Source organism: Shewanella sp. K8 (assembly GCF_028823715.1).
In the GTDB taxonomy this organism is placed as follows: Bacteria; Pseudomonadota; Gammaproteobacteria; order Enterobacterales; family Shewanellaceae; genus Shewanella; species Shewanella algae.
On record NZ_JAPEHY010000016.1, the window covers coordinates 81,370 to 99,488 of the forward strand.

The following is an 18,119-nucleotide window of genomic DNA, read 5'->3' on the forward strand; positions in this document are numbered from 1 at the left end:
GTTTGATTGCATAATCGCATTATATTTACCGGTGGGCCGGGTTCAGGCAAGACGTCTGTCATCGACTTTTTGCAAAGCTTGGGTTATCCGAGTGCGCCGGAAGTCGGCCGTAAGGTGATAAAGGCTCAACTGGCGCAAGCTGGAAGGGCACTGCCCTGGGATGACAAGAGCGCTTTTCGTGATGCCATGGTTGATGAAGAGCTGGCGCGTTATCAAGCTTTCAGTGGCGATGACGGCATTATCTTCTTTGACCGCAGTATGCTGGATTCCTACGGTTATAGCCTGCTTGAGAACTTAACTATTCCCGAGAGTTTGCTGAGTCATTGCCGTGAGCTTGTTTATCACCCAAGGGTATTCATCTTTCCGCCCTGGCAAGCCATTTACGCCAATGATATGGAACGTAAGCAGGACTTCAGTGTAGCGGTGGCGACTTATCATGAGATGCAAAAAGCCTATGAGGCTTTCGGTTATGAGTTAATTGAAGTTCCCAAATGGTCGGTTGCGAAGAGAGCCGGTTTCATTTTAGCCAAGGTAGGCGAGGCACTGCAAACGCCTTAAGCCGTCGCTCACATTTTCTCCGTTACTTTCTGTTTCCCAGCCATTCAACCAGAGGTTCCGGTTTAATCCCCGGGCCGACCCTACCAAACGCTCAGTTTGAATATTGCCAATATCACAGCAGAGGTCAGCAGTCCAAGACCGCCCAAAACACAAACCACTTTTTCAGGGTAGCGTGAACCCAGTTCGGGAAAGAGGATAGCGCCCAGGCTGAAGCTTGGGATCATCTCGTACAGTAACCCCATTCTCTGGTTGCTTGCCGGTGCAAATGGCGGCAGGTAGAAGTAACAGAGCAGATAAATAGCCAAGGTGACAATCGCGAGCCATTCATAGCCCTGAAAGGGCTCATCGGCTTTGAGCAGACGGCGCAGCAGGACAATCATAATCGCCGCGATTAAAAGTAGCATGACACTTCCCTGTAAATAAATTGGCCGCCACAAACTACGGGATCCGAGATGAGCTGACAAGCGCAAAAGAGAAAAAGCGCCGCAGGGGCGACGCTTTTTGAGGTTATTTACCAGCTCAGGTGGTAATTGATGGCAAAAGTGCGGCCACGGCCGTGATAGTCAAACATCTTCTCCGGGCCGTAAGTCGGGCTGTAGAAGTAAGCGGCTCGCTGGCCCCAAAGGGTGCTGTAGTCCTTGTCAAGCAGGTTTTCTATGCCATAGCTCAGGGTACCGACCGGCAGTTCGATGGAACCGAGCAGATCCAAAGTGGTATAGCTGTCCAGCTCACTTCTCTGGCCATCATTTACCTTGAAGCGATAGTCAGAGTCGGCGCTGAAGCTGTGCTCGGCCTGCAATCTTAACTGTTGGCTGTCACCGCGCCAGGCGATAAAGGCCGTGGCTTTGGAAGGTGAAGCATAGGTGACTGTCTCATCAATCCAGTCGGTGCCATTTTTGATTTCACTGCGAACCAGATGCAGGTTGCTGCCCACCTGCCAAGCGCTGCTGATATCGAAGTTCAGCTGGGCTTCCAGGCCATAGGTGCGTTTATCGTTGTCCTTGACTTCTATGGTCAGATCGCTGCGATTGACCTCAATCACCTTATCCGAGATGGCATAATACAGACTGGCCTGGGCCTGCCAACGGTCGGCCAGATAGCGCCAGCCCAGCTCAAAGGAGTCGGTCTTGATGCCATCGAGGCGGGAATCATTGATATTGATGCTGTTGGTCAGCTGCAGATAACCATCGGCATCGGCCTGATAGCTGCCGCGACCATAGTATTTGGACAGATCCGGTAGCTCAAAGCCCTGCGAGTAGGCAAGCCACAGTTGCTGATCCCGACTCAATTTAGCCACCAATCCCAGGTTAACCAGGCCGACATGGTAGTCGGTGCTGCCGCCCTTGATAGCATCGGCTCCCGGCGCCTTACCCTGGGCAATCGCCACCTGTTGGTTATAGCCGATAAAGTCATCGACGTTGTTGTCCATCTGCTGATAACGATAACCTGCGTTGAGCACCAGATAGTCGTTGATATCCCAACTGCCCTGCAGGAAGGCTGCGATGGACTCGACACTGAAGTCGACATATCGGCCTGTGGTGAACAGCTCCTTCATGGTCAAACCGCCACTCTGGTTGGCGGCGTCGAGATCAAAACTCATCTGATCCGAGTCGAAGCTCTCCTTGTCCCAGTCGATGCCCCAGGTGAGTTTGAGGCTGTCGCTGGGCTTGGATTCCAACACGGCTTTCAGGCCATAAATGCCGGTGTTTTGTGACGAGGCCGAGAAGTTGTAAACCCCGAGGGTTTCACTGACGTAAGGGAAGGGGTGAAAGTCGAGATCTTCCTTGCGATAAAAGCCTTGCAGGTACAAGGTTTGGCCGAGAAAATCAGCCTGGGTATAGCTGAGGTTAAGTAAGGTACGATCGGTTTTGGGACTGCGATCGGCATTCAATCCCTTGCGGCTTTCGAGCAGGGAAGCATCTGAGGTGACACCGCTGAAGTTTTCCCCCATATAGAGGCCGTGGTCGCCATCGGACTCATTGTTGTAAAACTGCACCATGGCACTGAGGGTGGCATTGTTTGGTAGGCTCCAGTCCAGATTGGCCATCAGATCATAACCTTGGGTGTACTGCATGCCGGTTTGGGTGATATCCGGCATCACCTGATTGCCGCTGCCGTCGAACCATTGGCCATTTTCCTGCCAGGCGGCACTGAAACGTCCCTTGAGGGTATCGCTGCCGCCGGCCACGGCAAAGGCGGCGCGGTAATCCAAGTCATCACTGCCGTTAAAACCCGATTTGAAACCTGCTTCGGCTTCAAAGGTATCCTGGCTGTCGGCGGCTTTTTTGGTCACTATATTGATAGCGCCGCCCAAAGCACCACCGCCATAGAGGGCTGAGGCGCCGGCCAACACTTCAATGCGGGCGATGTTAAAGGGATCTATGCTGTCCAACTGACGGCTGATCCCTCTGGAGGTGTTCATGGATACGCCGTCTATCAGCACCACCATGGCGCGGCCGCGCATGTTCTGACCAAAGTTGGTTCGGCCCTGGCTGGATACGTCCATGGAGGGAACCAGGGCGGCCAGCATCTCTTTCACGCCTTTGCCGCTGTCTATCTGCTCGCGGATGCTGTTTTCATCGATTAACCAAACCGTGCTGGAGAGCTCGCTTATCTGGGTAGGGGTACGGTTGGCGCTGACCACCATGCGCTCCATCTGGGCTTCTTCGGCCATGGCGGCCCCCATCAGCAGCAATTGACTGCTGACAGCAGCGGCGACAAGGCTCATCCGAACCATGGATTTGGGCATAACATTCTCCTAAACAACTCAAGGGGTTAAATGAGGCACCAGACAGGGACCCAGCAGGCAAACACCAGGCTGAGCGTCTTCTTGCCGGGTTGGTATCCCAAGGCTAAAGACAGCACCAAGCCTGGTGCCAACAGCAGGATCAACAGCCGGGCATCCAGCCCAAAACTGGCCAATACCAGCATGATTGCCAGCAAGACCAATCCCTCACACCAAAGCAGTTGGTTACAGCGCAACAACAGCGGGGACGTTTCCATATTATTTGGCCTCCTGAAAGATGTTGCATTTTAATTGCAAACAAGAATGGTTCGCAATTGAATTTACACTGAGTGATGGAAAAGTGAGCTTATGGAGGTATGAATATTTCCATAATAAAATCATGGGTATGTGAAGATATCTTCGAATAGTACTTTGAAGATGGACCGCAGTTGGGACACTTGGTTTTGACTGTCGAAAAAATAGGGGCTTGCTATTGGTCTGGAAAGTCTCGGCCGGGCTTTCATGGTTGATTTCAGCCGCTGATAGGGCATAGATTACGGCAAGGTAGAAAGGGAAATACTGAGAAAGGTTGTATTCAACACTATGGACAAGTTACTGGAAAATCTGTTTTCAAAGCGCGCTGATGAGCTGGATGCCTTGCTGGATAAAAGGGATGACGCGGCATTCGATAATGCTTGGGTGCATTTAAATCAGCAAGTAGGCGAGGTTGATGCTCACTTGGATAACAGCTTGGATAACAAATTTGATAGCAAAGCGTTGTTTATAAAATTGTCCCAAGCGACCAATTGCCACGAGATATGCTGTTATATCGCAGATGACCTGGAGCTGATTGAGAAAGCTCGGACCATGGGCTTGGAGTCAAGGTTTCTGGATTATTTAAAGCAAAGCTATCGGCAAGGTCAGGTGCCATGCGAATGGTTAGGCTAAAAAAACAGACTCGCTCTTTCGTATCGGCGGCGTTGCCGGCTTGAGCAGATTTCAGGAGACTTGCTTGATGAAAGTGAAACGAATCGTAGCCAATGTGGCCGCTGCCGACCTGGACGCAGGCCAAGTATTTTATGAATCGATTTTTGGTCTTGAGCTGGTTATGGACCATGGCTGGATTAAAACCCTTGGCTCAGCTGAAGAGATGAAAATTCAAATCAGTTTGGCGACCGAAGGCGGCTCAGGGACGCCGGTGCCAGATCTATCTATTGAGGTGGACAATCTTGATTTGGTGCTTCATCGGCTGAGAGCGCAAAACATAGAGATTGAATACGGGCCAATCTCAGAGCCTTGGGGTGTGCGCCGCTTTTATATCAGAGATCCATTTGGGAAATTGCTCAATGTACTTCAACATGATCCGGATATACTCCTAACTTCAAATTGAATAGTGGATGATTTTACTTAAATAACCCATTGATTTAACTATGGTAAATCCAGGTGAATTGCTTTTACCCCGGGGCAGAGCGTCGGGCCAATAAGGAATTAAGCAGATGCAGTTACCCATAGAGTATTACTGGTTGAAAGCGCATAAATTTGCAGGACTCATGCCTTGGTGGTTTATCGATGAACCCGGCGGACCCGGGCTGAGAATGGAATACCAAAAAGAAACCGGGGAGGACTTCTATCCCATCGCCAGGCGGCAAGACAATGACAGCGTGGCTGGGTTTAAAGTGATTGACGGCGAAATACAAAAAGAGCTGGTCTCTGTCCATTTAACCTGGACAGGAAAGCGCGAACAGCAAGGTTTTCCGGCCAGGGCCGTGTACAAGGATATTTTTTCCTGGTTGTCAGAAGAAGTCCTTCCCGAAACGGCTGACTGGGTAAGTGAAGAATTCCTGGCGGAGCTTGAGGAGGAAAATAGATAGCTGCGCTGTGTTTAGTTGCTTTGTTTAGTTGCCTTGTTCAATCGCCTTGTTCTATCAACTTTGCCCAATCAAGCTTAGTTAATCATGCCATTACCCACAGAGGGTTTGCAGCCGACAGATGACTTGGCTAGAATTACTGTAATTTTATCCAGTAATACTGTTCAGTGACAGCCAAAGGACGCAGTGGATGATCCTCTATATCGCCGAAAAGCCCAGCCTTGGGCGCGCCATCGCCGAGGTGCTCCCCAAACCCCATCGCAAACATGAGGGCTATATCGAGCTTGGCAACGGAGATTGTGTTTCCTGGTGTATAGGTCATCTGCTGGAGCAAGCAGAGCCGGATGCTTACGATCCCGCCTACAAGTCCTGGCAGTTGGAACATCTGCCTATTGTCCCGTCCGATTGGCAGATTAAACCCAAAGCCAGCAGTCGCGGCCAACTCAGTGTCTTGCGTAAATTGGTCAAGCAGGCCAGGGAGTTAGTCAATGCCGGCGATCCGGACCGGGAAGGGCAGTTGTTGGTGGATGAAGTGATTGCCCATCTTGGGGTCAAGGGCGATAAGTTGGCAGCGGTTAAACGCTTGTTGATAAGCGATCTCAACCCGCAGGCGGTAAAACGCGCCCTGGGGCAGATGCGCAGCAACCGCGAGTTTGTGCCATTGTCGACTTCGGCACTGGCGCGTAGCCGAGCCGATTGGCTCTACGGCATGAATATGACCCGTGCCTATACCCTGCAGGGGCGCAAGGTGGGCTATCAGGGCGTGCTGTCGGTCGGTCGGGTGCAAACCCCTGTGCTTGGTTTGGTTGTCCGGCGCGACCTGGAAATCGCGGCCTTTGTGCCCAAACCTTTTTATGAAGTACTGGCCCATCTTAGCACCCAAGAGGGGAGCTGTTTCAGCGCCCGCTGGCAGCCCAGTGAGGCCTGTCAACCTTGGATGGATGAGGAGGGGCGGGTGCTCTCCCGCGGTTTGGCGATGAATGTGGTCGGCAGGATCACCGGCCAACCCGGCCGGGTAGATGAGCTGGAGCGCAAGCAAAGACACCAGGCACCGCCTTTGCTCTACAGTCTGTCTGCGCTGCAGATTGATTGCGCCAAACGCTTCGGTATGAGCGCCAAAGAGGTGCTGGATACGGCGCAGTCCCTGTACGAACGGCATAAATTGATAACCTATCCGCGCTCCGATAGCCGTCACCTGCCCAAGGCGCAGTTACAGCTGGCCCCGACAGTCTTGAATGCCATTACCCAAGGGGCGGCAGAACTGCTGCAAGGCTGTGAAGCGCCCAATCCCGCCCTTAAGTCCAAGGCCTGGAATGATGCCAAGGTGGACGCCCATCACGCGATAGTGCCTACGGAAAAGACGGCTAACCTCGGTGTGTTGTCACAGCGTGAGCGTCAGGTGTATTTGCAGATTGCCCGTCAGTATTTGGCGCAGTTTTACCCTAATTATGAGTACCTTGAAACCCGAGCTGTGATCGACATTGTTGGAGGTTGCTTCATGGCCAAGGCCAAACAGCCATTGAAACAGGGTTGGAAGCAATTGTTTGGCAAACAAAAAGCCGACGATGAAGCGGAAGATATTCAAACCAGCTTACCTGAGCTGACTCAGGGGCAGATACTGGATTGCCTTAAGGGTGAATTAGTGGAGAAGATGACCCAGGCCCCCAAGCATTTTACCGATGCCACACTGCTGGCGGCGATGACAGGAATAAGCCGCTATGTGAAAGACCCAGAGATCCGCAAAATCCTCAAGGAAACCGATGGGTTGGGCACAGAAGCGACCCGCGCCGGGATCATTGAACTCTTGTTTAAACGTGGCTTTTTGAAACGTCAGGGCAAGAGTATTTTGGCTACCGAGGCCGGTAGCGGGCTTATTCAAAGCCTGCCTGAAGTGGCCACCACGCCGGATATGACGGCGCTGTGGGAAAGTAGCCTGGATGCGATTTGTCGCCGTGAACTTAAATATCAGGCCTTTATGCAGCCCTTGACGGCTAAACTGGGCGAGCTTATTGAGCAGGCCAAGGCACAACTGCCTACGGCCTTGAGTGGCGTGAAAAGTACAGGCTTCAAAGGACGTAAACGTCGCAGTGGCGCTTATGCCGGCAAGGCCGGTGCTCCCAAGGGCACAAGCACCAAGAAGAGCACTGGCGTTAAGACCGGCACCGGCAAGCGTAGCTATCGCTCAGCGACCAAGAGCAAAACCAAAGCCCAGTCCGCAACGTCCTGAGAACTTGGGGTTATTTCAAGCGTCGGTATTGGTTGGACAGGGCATGGTACTCGTATCCCAGCGCACTGAGCTTATGCTCGAGCTGGGCAGGTGACAGGTCAAGCTCGTAATAAAGCGCATCTCTGTCCGGGCATTGCAGTCTCAGTTTCTCATTGACTATGCCCAGCAGTATTTCGGCGGGCAGATGTTGCAGGCTTTCCATATTCCCTCCAGGTGTCAGCGGTTGACTGTTTCATAATGCAATAGAGTTGGCTTGGGTTGCAAATCTTGCCTGAATATATTTAAAGTTTCATAAAATCAATATCTTAATAAAGCAATTTCATTTTCTATTCTCGGCGGTTTTGCCTTTGTTTTATCCCCCCCCTTCTTTATCAACTCTTGTTACATCAAGCATTCGTGATGATTCGAACCGAGTTAGCTTTAACTGTATAAAAATCAAACCGTTATTCTTGCCTGTGTGGCAGTAAACTCGGCTCTTGTCGATACGCATGCATCTCTTTTGCTGCATAAACTGCTCGCTTGTTACAACGATATTTAATTCTTCTCACGGCATTTAACGCCCGCCAACCACGATATTTCACGATTTGTCGATCCAGCTCAGGAAACCAGGGGTTGGGATTGGCTTTTTAACAGCTGGCACGCAAACTGCAGCCCTCGAGTAACACATAGAAATATGTCTAATAAATCAGCGTATTAAACGCGTTTTACTTATAAAAGGGTAATGAATATGAACAAGAAGATCCTGGCACTTATGATCCCGGCTATGCTGGCGAGTGGCGCTTCTCAGGCTGTGGAACTGTATAACGATCAGACCAACAGTGTGAACATGATAGGTTGGTTGGGTTTTGCTGCCTTCAATGATGGTCATGAAACCTCTGTTATTGATAACTTCTCTCGCGTAGGTTTCCGTTTTGACCGTCAGGAGCGTAACGGCTGGCGTGCCTTTGCCCACACAGAGTGGGGCATCAACATGGTGACCAGCGATGACGGCCTGATCTACACCCAAGGCCAGGGCGGCGGTCAGATGCGTGCCGAGAAGAACAGTGACTTCTTGTTCAACCGCTTGGGTTATGTGGGTATGGCTCATGATAAGTGGGGTACTCTGACTTTCGGTAAGCAGTGGGGTGCATACTATGATGTGGCTTACACTACCGACGTGCTCAATGCCTTCACAGGTTGGTCTGTAGGTGCCTACACCTTTGGTGACGGTGGCCTGACCGGTGCCGGTCGTGCCGATGCAGCCTTCCAGTATCGCAATACCTTCTTCGGCAAGCTGCATATCGCCCTGCAGTATGCTTCCAAGCAAAATGACGATGTCGCCCTGTTTGACGAAAACGGCGCCGCTCTGAACGATGGCTCTGAGCTGAGCTTTGACTCCAGCTATGGTGCCAGCGTGACTTACTATGTGACCGATAAGTTCAAGGTTCTGGCCGGTTTCAACCGTGGCGACTTTGAAGGCAACCTGGCCGGTGTTGCCGTTGATGATACCAACCAGATCGTCGGTATCGGTGCCCAGTACGGCAGCTTCTACCAGTATGCTCCAGGCCGTGACGCCGATGGTCTGTACGTGGGCTTCAACGCTCACAAGAGCAAGCAGAACGAACTGGTTGGCGGCAGCCTGTACGACTCCACCGGCGGCGAATTCATCCTTGCTTACCAGTATGACAACGGCTTTGTTCCTTCTCTGTTGCTGAGCTATCAGGATCTGGACACAGATGCCAACACCGCCATCCAAGGCGATTGGACCCGCCAGTTTGCGGTTCTGGGTCTGCACTACCGTTACAGCCGTGACACTGTGATGTATGCCGAAGCCAAGATTGACTTCAGCAGCATGGATGACAAGTCCTGGGAAGATCTGCAGGACAACAACTATGCGGTAGGTATCCGTTACTTCTTCTAAGGGGCTCCCTGTATTTCCCTGCACAGGCCACCTTAGGGTGGCCTTTTTTTTATTCACTTTATTCACGAGCTTATCCATTGCATTGGGCAAGGGAAACTAGATGCCATCACGGACATAAGTCCAGGGTGCTGAAGGAGACTCTGATTGAACAAGGAAAAGATGAAACTCAATAGTAAAATAGTCGGGTTGGCCGTTACCTTGCTTGGCGGTTTTGGCATGACTGATGCCGGCGCATCGACTCAAATAGAAGCCGGATATCTGGGGTTTACGAGTGCTACCCGTGACGATAATCCCGGGGCTTTCAACCAAAGCTTTGTGGCGCTCAGTCATTTCAGTCGTGACGAGCGCAACACTTTTTATCAGATGCTCAAGGTGGAAAACCCCGGTAAATGGGTGGCGGATAAACGGGTCGCCTTCAAGTCATTGACGGTTTGGCATTATCGGCTCAACGAAGAGCGTACCGCCCTGTGGCTGCAAAACTTTCTCGGCACCCATAAGCATCTGACCGAGGATAATTTTTATCTCGGCTTGAAGCAGCATTTTGACTGCGGCGCGCTGCGTTTCAACCTGGGATTGGCGGGGCATTATACTGTGAGTCAGTCCAATCTGACCGATAAAGATTACTCAGGGTTATCCGGCGTGGTGCTCAATGGCAACAGTTATTACGATTTGCCAGTGCTCCCCAAGGGCTGGAAATTAAACCTGGATTATACTGCGGCTTTTGGCCGTGACCGCGAGCATGCGGCTGTCTTTGGTTATGACGACGATTATGGTCATCAATTGTTTGCCGCTGTTTCCGGCCCATTGGCACAAGACTTGAGTCTCAAGCTGCAACTGACGCACTACAAGAGTTGGGGCACTGCACCCAACGATGGCCTGGAGTACAGCTTCTCGCTGCGCTACGCTTTTTAACGCCACTGCTATATGCGCTTTCAAGTCCGTCGATGCGACAAGATGCAACGGCAGCAAGGTGCAATAAAAAGGCCGAAAGTGATGACTTTCGGCCTTTTATGTTATTTTTCCCCGTCGGAATGAGCTTGCTCCTGCCCAGAGTCGTTTGCCATGTCCTGTTTCTAAACGATCCCCAGTTTTTTCATCTTGCTGCGTAGAGTATTGGGGTTAATATCCAACAGCTCGGCAGCACCACCGGGGCCGTAGAGCTTGCCGCCGGTCACTTTAAGGGCGTGCTCTATGTATTTACGGGTCATGGTTTCCAGCGGTACCAGTTGATTGCCCGCATGGCTGGGGTCGACCACTATGGTCTGGCCGCTGGCGGTGGCCACGGCTTCGGTTTGCGGCGCCAGGAAACTGAAGTCCAGTGGTCCGGCCGGGTTTTGAATGATGGCCCGCTCCAGCACATTGATCAGCTCCCTGACATTGCCGGGCCAATTGTACTGACTGAGAATGGCCAACTGCTCAGGGCGGATACAGGGCAGTTTGAGCAACTGGAATCGGGCGCTCAGCTGTTCAATAAAATGCTGCACCAACAGAGGGATATCTGTGCGCCGCTGGCGTAAAGAGGGGATGTCTATCGGGAATACCGCCAGCCGATACCAGAGATCCTCACGAAAATCCCCCTGATGCACCATGGCTTGCAGGTGCCTGTGGGTTGCCGCTATCACTCTGATGTTCAGGTGTACCTGTTCATGGCCACCGACTCGGGTAATGGTGCTGTTTTGCAGTACCCGCAGCAGTCTCACTTGAGCCGAGAGTGGCAGTTCACCTATCTCATCGAGGAAGATGGTGCCGCCGTTGGCCTGTTCAAAATACCCGGCCTTGCGCGATTCGGCGCCGGTAAAGGCGCCTTTCTCATAACCGAACAGCTCTGAGTCGATAAGGGTCTCGGGAATGGCGCCGCAGTTGACTTTGACAAAGGGTTTGCCGGCCCTGGCCGAGAGTTCATGAATGGCGTTGGCAATCACCTCTTTTCCGCAACCGGTTTCCCCCAGCATCAGTACTGTGGTGTTGAGATGAGCAATGGATTGCACCTGTTGCATCACCTGTTTCAGCCCTGAGTTGGCACCGACCACACCGTTTTGCACATCCAGCGTGCGTTTGAGGCTAACGTTTTGTTTGGCCAGCGCCTGATTTTCCAGCAGCAGATTACGGCCTCTGAGGTTGAGGGCAGTGATCAGGGCAAAGGTGCTCATCTGCGGCGCCAACATATCTGCGTGTCGGGGGCGGAAGGTGCCGGCACTCTTGGAGTAAAAGCCTACTATGCCCAAATGGGTATCTTCCATCGACATACGTAAAATGACCAGTGAGCGGATCCCGGGGATCACCTTGGGGGCAACCTGGGATGTCACGGGATCATGATCAATGTCGTTAACAATCCTCACCCTCGGCCTATCGGGATCTTCCAGTGTTTTGGCCAGTCCCTCAGGGAGGGAAACCTGGACATCAAGCGTGCTTGCCTGCGTTTCGCTGGCCTGGGCGATAAATTGTATATCATTGAATTCTTTTCGATAAATATTAATGAACAGGCCATCGAGTGGCACTGAGTCACGTACATAGTCGAAGTAGTGTTTAAGCGAGGTTTCCAACTGCAGGCTACTGCAGAGCCGCCTGGTACACTCGTAATAAAAGTGTTTTTCCATTGATATTTCAAATAAACCGCGAAGTTTCGTGATTGTAGATCTTTATATTTCGTGATTCTGTGGCCGTAATCATAAATCTCCCCCTGAGCACCTCTTTTTGGTTAGTTGGCATGGCCAGTGCAACTGGTTGACTGAGTTCTTTCCCTGCATGAAAGGAAAATAAGTACATGACAGAAAAACAGAAAATAGACAGTGGTCGTCGTCAGTTGCTCAAGGGCGGCGCCGCTCTGGCAGTGACCGGGGTGGGGATGGCTGTCAGCAGTGGTGCCATGGCCCAGTGCCGCGAACAGGCGCCGGAATCCTTTGATGAACTGGTAGACGTATTGGTAGTCGGCAGTGGCTTTGCTGGTATGGCAGCAGCCCTGCAGGCCCGTGAAGCCGGTGTCAGCGTAATGGTTATCGACAAGATGCCGGTTTTTGGCGGCAACTCAACCATTAATGGTGGTGCCATGGCGGTTGCCGGTTCTCCGTTGCAAAAGCAGGCCGGTATTGAAGATTCAGTGGATGCCATGGTGGCCGACATGTTGCGTGCGGGTCGTGGTATGAATGATGTTGAAATGCTCAAGCTGGTATGTAACGGCACGGCAGAATCCTGCCAGTGGCTGATTGACTACGGCGTCAAGTGGAAGCCTTTCGTACAGCATTTCGGTGGTCACAGTGTGCAGCGGGTACTGCAGACAGTAGAAAGCTCCGGCGCCGGTATCATACGTCCGCTGGTCAAGGCTGCCCGCGCCAAAGGCGTGATCATGAAAAATCAAACAAAGCTCGAATCTTTTATCCGTGATGCTGAAGGCCGCGTGATCGGGGTCGAGGTTCGTGAAGGTTATTATTTCCCACGGGAGCGGACAGGTAAGATACGCACCATAGGAGCCCGCAAAGGGGTGATCATGGCGACCGGCGGCTTTGGTCGGGATATCGAATATCGCATGATGCAGCTGCCTGAGCTGAACAATGACCTGGACTCAACCAACCATCCGGGTGCGACCTCTGAAGCACTGAAGCAGATGATGCTTCTGGGGGCCAACCCTATCCATCTGGATCAAATTCAGCTGGGCCCATGGGCATCACCCGATGAGAAAGGTTTTGGTACTGCATCCCAGTTCAACACCATTGCCACTTATCCTCACGGCATAGTGGTGGATGTGCGCACCGGTGAGCGTTTCTTCAATGAGCTGGCCGACCGTAAGGCGCGTGCCGATGCCATCATGACCCGCAGAGATGAGCACAATAACCCTGTGTATCCCATTGGCTTTACCAATGCCGAAGGTGCCAAGAATGCCCAGACACTGGATTGGGGTATCAAGTACAAGGTGATCACCAAGGCCGACACTCTGGATGAACTGGCCAAGGCCTATGGTATGCCGGCCGACAAGCTCAAGGCGCAGGTGGCCCGCTGGAACGAAGCGGTCAAGAGCGGTGAAGACAAAGAGTTTGGTCGTCCAATGCAGGAAGCCATAGTGCTGGACAAGGGCCCATGGTACGCGGTGCGTATGTGGCCGAAAGTTCACTACTGCATGGGTGGTGTCAAGGTTAATACCAATTCTGAAGTCCTGCATCTGGTCAGTAACCAGCCGATTGCAGGCTTGTATGCGGCCGGCGAATCCACCGGCGGTATTCACGGTGCCAGCCGCCTCGGTGCCTGTGCTGTGGCTGAAGGTATTGTCACCGGCCGTAATGCCGGCCGTAACTGTGCCGCTGCCAAGCCGGTAGCACTGAAGCAAGCGTAACAAATTCAATAACAAGGAGTAAGATGATGAACAAATCTCTAATGCTGGCGTCGCTGACGCTGGGCCTGATGTCAGGCAGTGCTCTGGCAATGGAACAAGTGGTTCTGGATGGCAAGCACATGACTCAGGAACAAGCCTGGGCCATTGCCGATGGCGCCAAAGTCAAAGTAGCCTCTCAGGCACGCACCAAACTGGTTAAGTCTCACGAGTTGCTGATGGAAGCTGCGCGTCTGGGTAAGCCTGTCTATGGTCTGACTGTAGGTGTGGGCCTGAACAAAGACCACAAGCTGTTTGATGCCAATGGTGAGCTGAGTGCCGCCGTTATGGATGCTTCCCGTAGCTTCAACTACAGCACGCTGCGCGCTCACAGTGCCGGTGTCGGCGAGCCTATGCCAGTGCGTCTGACCCGTGTGGCTCTGGCCGTGCGTCTGAACACCATTCTGGCCGGTCAAACCGGGGTTCAGCCTGTGGTTGCCGACCTTTACGAAGCCTACCTGAACAAGGGTATTACTCCAGTTATCCCTTCACAGGGTACTGTGGGTGAAGCCGACATCCTGCTGGCCTCTCACGTAGGTCTGGCAATGATTGGTGAATGGGAAGTGTTCTACAAGGGCAAGCGTGTCAGCAGCCGTGAAGCCATGGCCGATGCCGGAGTTCCTTTGCTGGAGCCTATGGGTAAAGATGCTCTGTCCATCCTGTCCAACAACGCAGTGGCTGTAGCCTATGCGATGAAGGGCTATCAGGATGCCAAGCACCTGCTGGAAGTGTCTCCAACCGTATTCGGTCTGAGCCTTGAAGGTTTGAATGGTAACGTGGCACCTTTCCTGCCACAAACCAATGATATCCGTCCTTTCCCTTATATTCAGGCAACCACCAAGGATATTCTGGCGCAGCTGGATGGCAGCTATCTGTGGCAACTGAATGATGAGCGTCCGCTGCAGGATCCTCTGAGCTATCGCACCACAGCCTACACTCTGGCCAGTGCCAAGAAAGCCCTGGTGGATCTGGGCGAAGTGATCGACATTCAGATCAACCACTCAGACGATAACCCAGCCGTAGTACTGGGCGCATCCAAGGACTACAGCCAGTTCCCTCAGGTAGCCAAATACATGGTTGAAGGCAAGGGGGGGGTGTTCCCAACCACCAACTTCGAGCCTCTGCCTGTTGCCCTGGCGGTACAGAACCTGAGCACTGCCCTGACTCACGTGTCTCACAACAGTGTAATGCGCACTATCCACCTGTCTGATGCCCACTTTACCCGTCTGAGCCGCTTCCTGGCCGGTCCGGAAAACAATGGTCATGCTTTCGGTGCTATTCAGAAAGCCTTCGTTGACATGCAGGTGCGTAACAAGCAATTGGCTAGCCCGGTTTCATTCGATGGTATCCAAATTGCCGGTAACATCGAAGACACTTTCACCAACCTGAAACTGGCTTCTGACAACCTGATCCAGATTGTTGACAACACCAACACCATCTATGGTCTGGAGCTGTTGCACTCTACTCAAGCTATCGATCTGCGCAAGATGCACGACAAGAGCCTGAAGCAGGGTAAAGCCACAGGTGCCATGTATGAAGGTTATCGTCAGAAAGTGCCTTTCGTAAGCAAAGATCGTCCTTTCACTCCTGACATTCAGGCGTCACACGACTTTATTGCCAACTACTGATAGAAGAGCGGGGCAGGCAACTGCCCCGCAACAGGAAGCCCAAGATGTTGAAGATGATATCCACTGTTCTTGTAGCCTGCGCCTTGTTGCTGCCTGGAGCGGCCAACGCCATGAAGATCAAGGACTACCACAAAGAAGTCATGACGGCTGAAAATGGTCGTGTCGATTGTGCCGCCTGCCATGGTGATGCCAAGCGCAAGACCATTCCCGATGCGACAGCCTGTGAAGCCTGCCACGGCACTCCTGAAGATGTTGCCAAGCAGACAGCACGTCCGGCCAACGCCGGTCATGATGTTGAACCCAACCCCCATGACAGCCTGCACTATGGCACGGACTTGCCATGTACTTACTGCCATCAGGAGCACAAAGAGAGCAAGGTTTATTGCAATCAGTGCCATGAGTTCACCTATCCAGCAATGAAGCGCTAAGTCGGCGGTTCGAGTCTCCCTGTATTCTTTGGATTGGACCCAGTCCGTTATTTCCACCGCAGCCTTGGCTGCGGTTTTTTTTGGATAAAAAAAGGTCTGCCAAAAAGGGCAGACCGGGACGACACCGAAACAAGCGTTTAAGCAAAGCGTCAATGGATGTGGAACCAAGTTCAGTGTGCGCTTTTAAAATTAACCCAAGCTGAATTCACCTGAGCGCCTGGCCGCGATTGAGCGCAATCAGCTTATCGAGGATCCGCTCACCATCCATGCGTATGCCATTGTGCTCATACTCAGAGGTCAACCAATACTTGAGGTTGCCGACTCTGGCGGCGGTTTCCAGGCTGTAGGCCTGCTCGACATACATATCTTCGCTGTAGATGGCCGCGGCGACAGGTATACGGTTATTGGCGAGAATGTTCGGGTCATAGAGTGAAGGCCAATCGGCTTTGGCGGCCAGTAATTCGGCGCAGGCTTTCAGTGGCTTGAGGTTGGCAAACTGTTCGAACATCCAGGGGTAAATCATCTCGCCGCTGAAAAGCAGCTCTTCGGCGTCCGGGGCAAAAGCTGGATATTCGCCCCGCACCCTGTGGGCGGCCCAGTTTGCCGCTTGCTGCTGGCAGTAGATGGACTCGTGCATTATGGCAAATAGCGGGTTGGTATTGTAATCCAGCAATTGACAGAACTGCGCCTCAAACAAGGGGTTGAGCGCCTTGCCACTTGGGGTATCTATCAAGGCTTGCTCCAGCAGATAGTAGACGGCCTCCGGCCCTTGCTCCATGCCTAAGTTGACCCCTAAAAGTTGCAGCATTTCCTGGGTCAGCCGCTCTCCTGTGGCCAGGCGCGCCTCATGGCTATTGATAAAGCCTCTGAGCTCGGCCAATAGGGCTTTGGCATCTTTGAAGCGGGCAAAGAAATCCTGATTTTTGGCCAGCAGGCGTTGATAAGTTGCCCGGTAAACCTCGGTAGCGGGGCGCTCAAGGGAAGGGATACCGCCGGTAATAAAGGCTTCCTTGAGCCCTTGCGGCGCGGCGCTCAGGTATCTGAGTACGCAAAAGCCACCGAAACTCTGACCGAGAATGCTCCAGGGAGTATCAGGGCTCAGTTGCGCCCGAATCGCCTCGGCATCGCGGATGATGTTGTCGGCGCGGAAATGGCTCAGGTGCTCAGCCTGCTCGTCAGGCGTCATGCCGTCCAGTGTCTTGAAGCTGACCGGGCTTGAAAGACCAGTACCACGCTGATCCAGCAAGAGTACCCTATACTCCTTGAGCGCTCTTTTAATCCAGCCGCCATTGGCAAGGGGGCGGGCGGCACCAAAGCCCGGGCCACCCTGAAAGAACACCAGGAGTGGCAGGGTCGCGGCGTTATCCTGGGTGCCGATAAGCTCCCGGGCAAAAATTTGCAGTTGTTCCCCGGTGGGGTGCTGATAATCCAGTGGCAGAGAGAAGAAGTGTTTGCGGCTCAGGATGCCAGCAAGACAGCTGTCTGTTATCATGTAGGGCCTTGGGCTTGAAGGTTGGATGGCTCAAAATTGTATACAAAAATCCCTGCGCTGCAAACCGGCGCCAGAAAAGCCGCTTATCTGTCGCTTTCCTGCCCGGGATCAATTTTTCTGTTGCCGGGTTGGTGGATCATGCATCGAGACGATCTATCGATCATGGAACGATAACAGCCTGCGAGTGTGTGTAATGAAATACCAGATCATCCCAGTGACCCCTTTCCAGCAGAATTGCAGCCTCATCTGGTGTGAGAAGAGTGGCAAAGCCGCTGTGATAGATCCAGGCGGTAACCATGAGCGCATAATGGATGCCCTGGCGCAGCACGGCCTGCAGTTGCAATATATTCTTTTGACTCACGGACACATAGATCATGTCGGTGCCGCCCAGGCTTTGGCCACCGAGTGTGACGTGCAGATTATTGGCCCGCATATCGACGATAAATTCTGGCTGGAGAACCTGCCACGCCAAAGCCAGAACTTTGGTTTCCCGGCCTGTGAAGCTTTCGAGGCAGACCGTTATCTCGAAGATGGTGAAGAGGTTACATTGGGAGAGCAGGCATTGCAGGTGTTTCACTGTCCGGGGCATACACCCGGGCATGTGATCTTCTTTGACCGCGAAGAGAACCTGGCCTGGGTGGGAGATGTCCTCTTCCGTGGCTCTATAGGTCGTACTGACTTTCCCGGCTCCAACTATCAGCAGTTGATTGACTCCATTCGTTACAAACTCTGGCCCTTGGGCGAGCAGGTCAACTTCATTCCCGGCCACGGCCCTATGTCGAGCTTTGGTGAAGAGCGGCGAAACAACCCTTTCGTTGCCGATCAGCTACTGGCCGATTGAGGCTATCCCTGTTGCAACTGACCCGGGCATGCCCGGGTTTTTATTGTCACCCCAAAACCACCTCCTATGGAGGTGGTGATCGTCAAGTCGGG

The 18,119-nt window shown here is 52.7% G+C and carries 17 protein-coding genes; 11 read left to right on the plus strand and 6 right to left on the minus strand.

All coding sequences use genetic code 11. The features are described from left to right. Positions 1–6: 6 nt before the first annotated feature. Positions 7–558 (plus strand): AAA family ATPase, encoded by a 552-nt coding sequence (locus tag ON072_RS10635; RefSeq protein ID WP_144132052.1) that lies wholly within the window; start codon positions 7–9, stop codon positions 556–558. 80 nt (positions 559–638) lie between these two features. On the opposite strand, the gene ON072_RS10640 is transcribed toward ON072_RS10635, so the two are convergent. The 3 genes from ON072_RS10640 to ON072_RS10650 form a co-directional block, all read right to left on the minus strand. Beyond that, entirely contained in the window at positions 639–962 is a 324-nt protein-coding gene (locus ON072_RS10640) for a hypothetical protein (RefSeq protein ID WP_052657999.1), read from the minus strand. Positions 963–1,069: 107 nt separating this feature from the next. Beyond that, positions 1,070–3,307: a TonB-dependent receptor gene (locus tag ON072_RS10645; RefSeq protein WP_190535611.1), complete on the minus strand. Its 2,238-nt coding sequence runs from the start codon at positions 3,305–3,307 to the stop codon at positions 1,070–1,072. A gap of 26 nt (positions 3,308–3,333) precedes the next feature. Further along, positions 3,334–3,561 carry a hypothetical protein gene (locus ON072_RS10650; RefSeq protein WP_025889504.1) on the minus strand — a complete coding sequence of 76 codons (228 nt, stop codon included), beginning with the start codon at positions 3,559–3,561 and terminating at the stop codon, positions 3,334–3,336. A gap of 325 nt (positions 3,562–3,886) precedes the next feature. Here ON072_RS10650 and ON072_RS10655 point away from each other — a divergent pair, with 325 nt between their 5' ends. From ON072_RS10655 to ON072_RS10670, 4 genes are all read left to right on the plus strand, one after another. Further along, positions 3,887–4,231 (plus strand): hypothetical protein, encoded by a 345-nt coding sequence (locus tag ON072_RS10655; RefSeq protein ID WP_045283402.1) that lies wholly within the window; start codon positions 3,887–3,889, stop codon positions 4,229–4,231. A 67-nt stretch (positions 4,232–4,298) separates the two neighbouring features. Beyond that, positions 4,299–4,673 carry a VOC family protein gene (locus ON072_RS10660; RefSeq protein ID WP_025889506.1) on the plus strand — a complete coding sequence of 125 codons (375 nt, stop codon included), beginning with the start codon at positions 4,299–4,301 and terminating at the stop codon, positions 4,671–4,673. 106 nt (positions 4,674–4,779) lie between these two features. Further along, entirely contained in the window at positions 4,780–5,154 is a 375-nt protein-coding gene (locus tag ON072_RS10665) for a hypothetical protein (protein ID WP_025010502.1), read from the plus strand. A 187-nt stretch (positions 5,155–5,341) separates the two neighbouring features. Continuing rightward, positions 5,342–7,378, plus strand: a complete 2,037-nt coding sequence (locus ON072_RS10670) for a DNA topoisomerase III (RefSeq protein ID WP_190535613.1) — start codon at positions 5,342–5,344, stop codon at positions 7,376–7,378. 10 nt (positions 7,379–7,388) lie between these two features. On the opposite strand, the gene ON072_RS10675 is transcribed toward ON072_RS10670, so the two are convergent. After that, on the minus strand, positions 7,389–7,580 hold the full coding sequence (locus ON072_RS10675; protein ID WP_025010503.1) for a DUF4250 domain-containing protein: 192 nt from the start codon (positions 7,578–7,580) through the stop codon (positions 7,389–7,391). Positions 7,581–8,105: 525 nt separating this feature from the next. Between ON072_RS10675 and ON072_RS10680 the strand changes: the two genes are divergently transcribed. Beyond that, positions 8,106–9,278 carry a porin gene (locus ON072_RS10680; protein ID WP_025010504.1) on the plus strand — a complete coding sequence of 391 codons (1,173 nt, stop codon included), beginning with the start codon at positions 8,106–8,108 and terminating at the stop codon, positions 9,276–9,278. Positions 9,279–9,422: 144 nt separating this feature from the next. After that, positions 9,423–10,190 (plus strand): outer membrane protein OmpK, encoded by a 768-nt coding sequence (locus ON072_RS10685; protein WP_045283403.1) that lies wholly within the window; start codon positions 9,423–9,425, stop codon positions 10,188–10,190. A 161-nt stretch (positions 10,191–10,351) separates the two neighbouring features. On the opposite strand, the gene ON072_RS10690 is transcribed toward ON072_RS10685, so the two are convergent. Then, a complete protein-coding gene (locus ON072_RS10690; protein ID WP_045283404.1) occupies positions 10,352–11,875 on the minus strand; it encodes a sigma-54 interaction domain-containing protein in 1,524 nt (507 codons plus the stop codon). Positions 11,876–12,042: 167 nt separating this feature from the next. Here ON072_RS10690 and ON072_RS10695 point away from each other — a divergent pair, with 167 nt between their 5' ends. From ON072_RS10695 to ON072_RS10705, 3 genes are read left to right on the plus strand one after another with little or no spacing between them, the layout of a single operon-like run. Next, positions 12,043–13,602, plus strand: coding sequence for a flavocytochrome c (locus ON072_RS10695; RefSeq protein ID WP_025010507.1), 1,560 nt, complete (start codon positions 12,043–12,045; stop codon positions 13,600–13,602). 26 nt (positions 13,603–13,628) lie between these two features. Then, positions 13,629–15,266 (plus strand): HAL/PAL/TAL family ammonia-lyase, encoded by a 1,638-nt coding sequence (locus tag ON072_RS10700; protein ID WP_025010508.1) that lies wholly within the window; start codon positions 13,629–13,631, stop codon positions 15,264–15,266. A gap of 44 nt (positions 15,267–15,310) precedes the next feature. Continuing rightward, positions 15,311–15,694 carry a cytochrome c3 family protein gene (locus ON072_RS10705; RefSeq protein ID WP_025010509.1) on the plus strand — a complete coding sequence of 128 codons (384 nt, stop codon included), beginning with the start codon at positions 15,311–15,313 and terminating at the stop codon, positions 15,692–15,694. Between the two features lie 205 nt (positions 15,695–15,899). On the opposite strand, the gene ON072_RS10710 is transcribed toward ON072_RS10705, so the two are convergent. Continuing rightward, complete coding sequence (locus ON072_RS10710) at positions 15,900–17,186, minus strand: alpha/beta hydrolase (protein ID WP_261752449.1); 1,287 nt, start codon at positions 17,184–17,186, stop codon at positions 15,900–15,902. Positions 17,187–17,379: 193 nt separating this feature from the next. On the opposite strand from ON072_RS10710, the gene ON072_RS10715 reads away from it, so the two are divergent. Continuing rightward, on the plus strand, positions 17,380–18,027 hold the full coding sequence (locus tag ON072_RS10715) for an MBL fold metallo-hydrolase (RefSeq protein ID WP_261752450.1): 648 nt from the start codon (positions 17,380–17,382) through the stop codon (positions 18,025–18,027). The last annotated feature ends 92 nt before the right edge of the window (positions 18,028–18,119 follow it).

Excerpts from the sequence above, each read along its gene's own strand:
- ON072_RS10645 (WP_190535611.1), bottom strand. The coding sequence starts at position 3,307 with ATGCCCAAATCCATGGTTCGGATGAGCCTTGTCGCCGCTGCTGTCAGC.
- ON072_RS10665 (WP_025010502.1), top strand. The coding sequence starts at position 4,780 with ATGCAGTTACCCATAGAGTATTACTGGTTGAAAGCGCATAAATTTGCA.
- ON072_RS10650 (WP_025889504.1), bottom strand. The coding sequence starts at position 3,561 with ATGGAAACGTCCCCGCTGTTGTTGCGCTGTAACCAACTGCTTTGGTGT.
- ON072_RS10640 (WP_052657999.1), bottom strand. The coding sequence starts at position 962 with ATGCTACTTTTAATCGCGGCGATTATGATTGTCCTGCTGCGCCGTCTG.
- ON072_RS10695 (WP_025010507.1), top strand. The coding sequence starts at position 12,043 with ATGACAGAAAAACAGAAAATAGACAGTGGTCGTCGTCAGTTGCTCAAG.
- ON072_RS10655 (WP_045283402.1), top strand. The coding sequence starts at position 3,887 with ATGGACAAGTTACTGGAAAATCTGTTTTCAAAGCGCGCTGATGAGCTG.
- ON072_RS10675 (WP_025010503.1), bottom strand. The coding sequence starts at position 7,580 with ATGGAAAGCCTGCAACATCTGCCCGCCGAAATACTGCTGGGCATAGTC.
- ON072_RS10710 (WP_261752449.1), bottom strand. The coding sequence starts at position 17,186 with ATGATAACAGACAGCTGTCTTGCTGGCATCCTGAGCCGCAAACACTTC.
- ON072_RS10660 (WP_025889506.1), top strand. The coding sequence starts at position 4,299 with ATGAAAGTGAAACGAATCGTAGCCAATGTGGCCGCTGCCGACCTGGAC.
- ON072_RS10715 (WP_261752450.1), top strand. The coding sequence starts at position 17,380 with ATGAAATACCAGATCATCCCAGTGACCCCTTTCCAGCAGAATTGCAGC.
- ON072_RS10680 (WP_025010504.1), top strand. The coding sequence starts at position 8,106 with ATGAACAAGAAGATCCTGGCACTTATGATCCCGGCTATGCTGGCGAGT.
- ON072_RS10690 (WP_045283404.1), bottom strand. The coding sequence starts at position 11,875 with ATGGAAAAACACTTTTATTACGAGTGTACCAGGCGGCTCTGCAGTAGC.
- ON072_RS10700 (WP_025010508.1), top strand. The coding sequence starts at position 13,629 with ATGAACAAATCTCTAATGCTGGCGTCGCTGACGCTGGGCCTGATGTCA.
- ON072_RS10670 (WP_190535613.1), top strand. The coding sequence starts at position 5,342 with ATGATCCTCTATATCGCCGAAAAGCCCAGCCTTGGGCGCGCCATCGCC.
- ON072_RS10705 (WP_025010509.1), top strand. The coding sequence starts at position 15,311 with ATGTTGAAGATGATATCCACTGTTCTTGTAGCCTGCGCCTTGTTGCTG.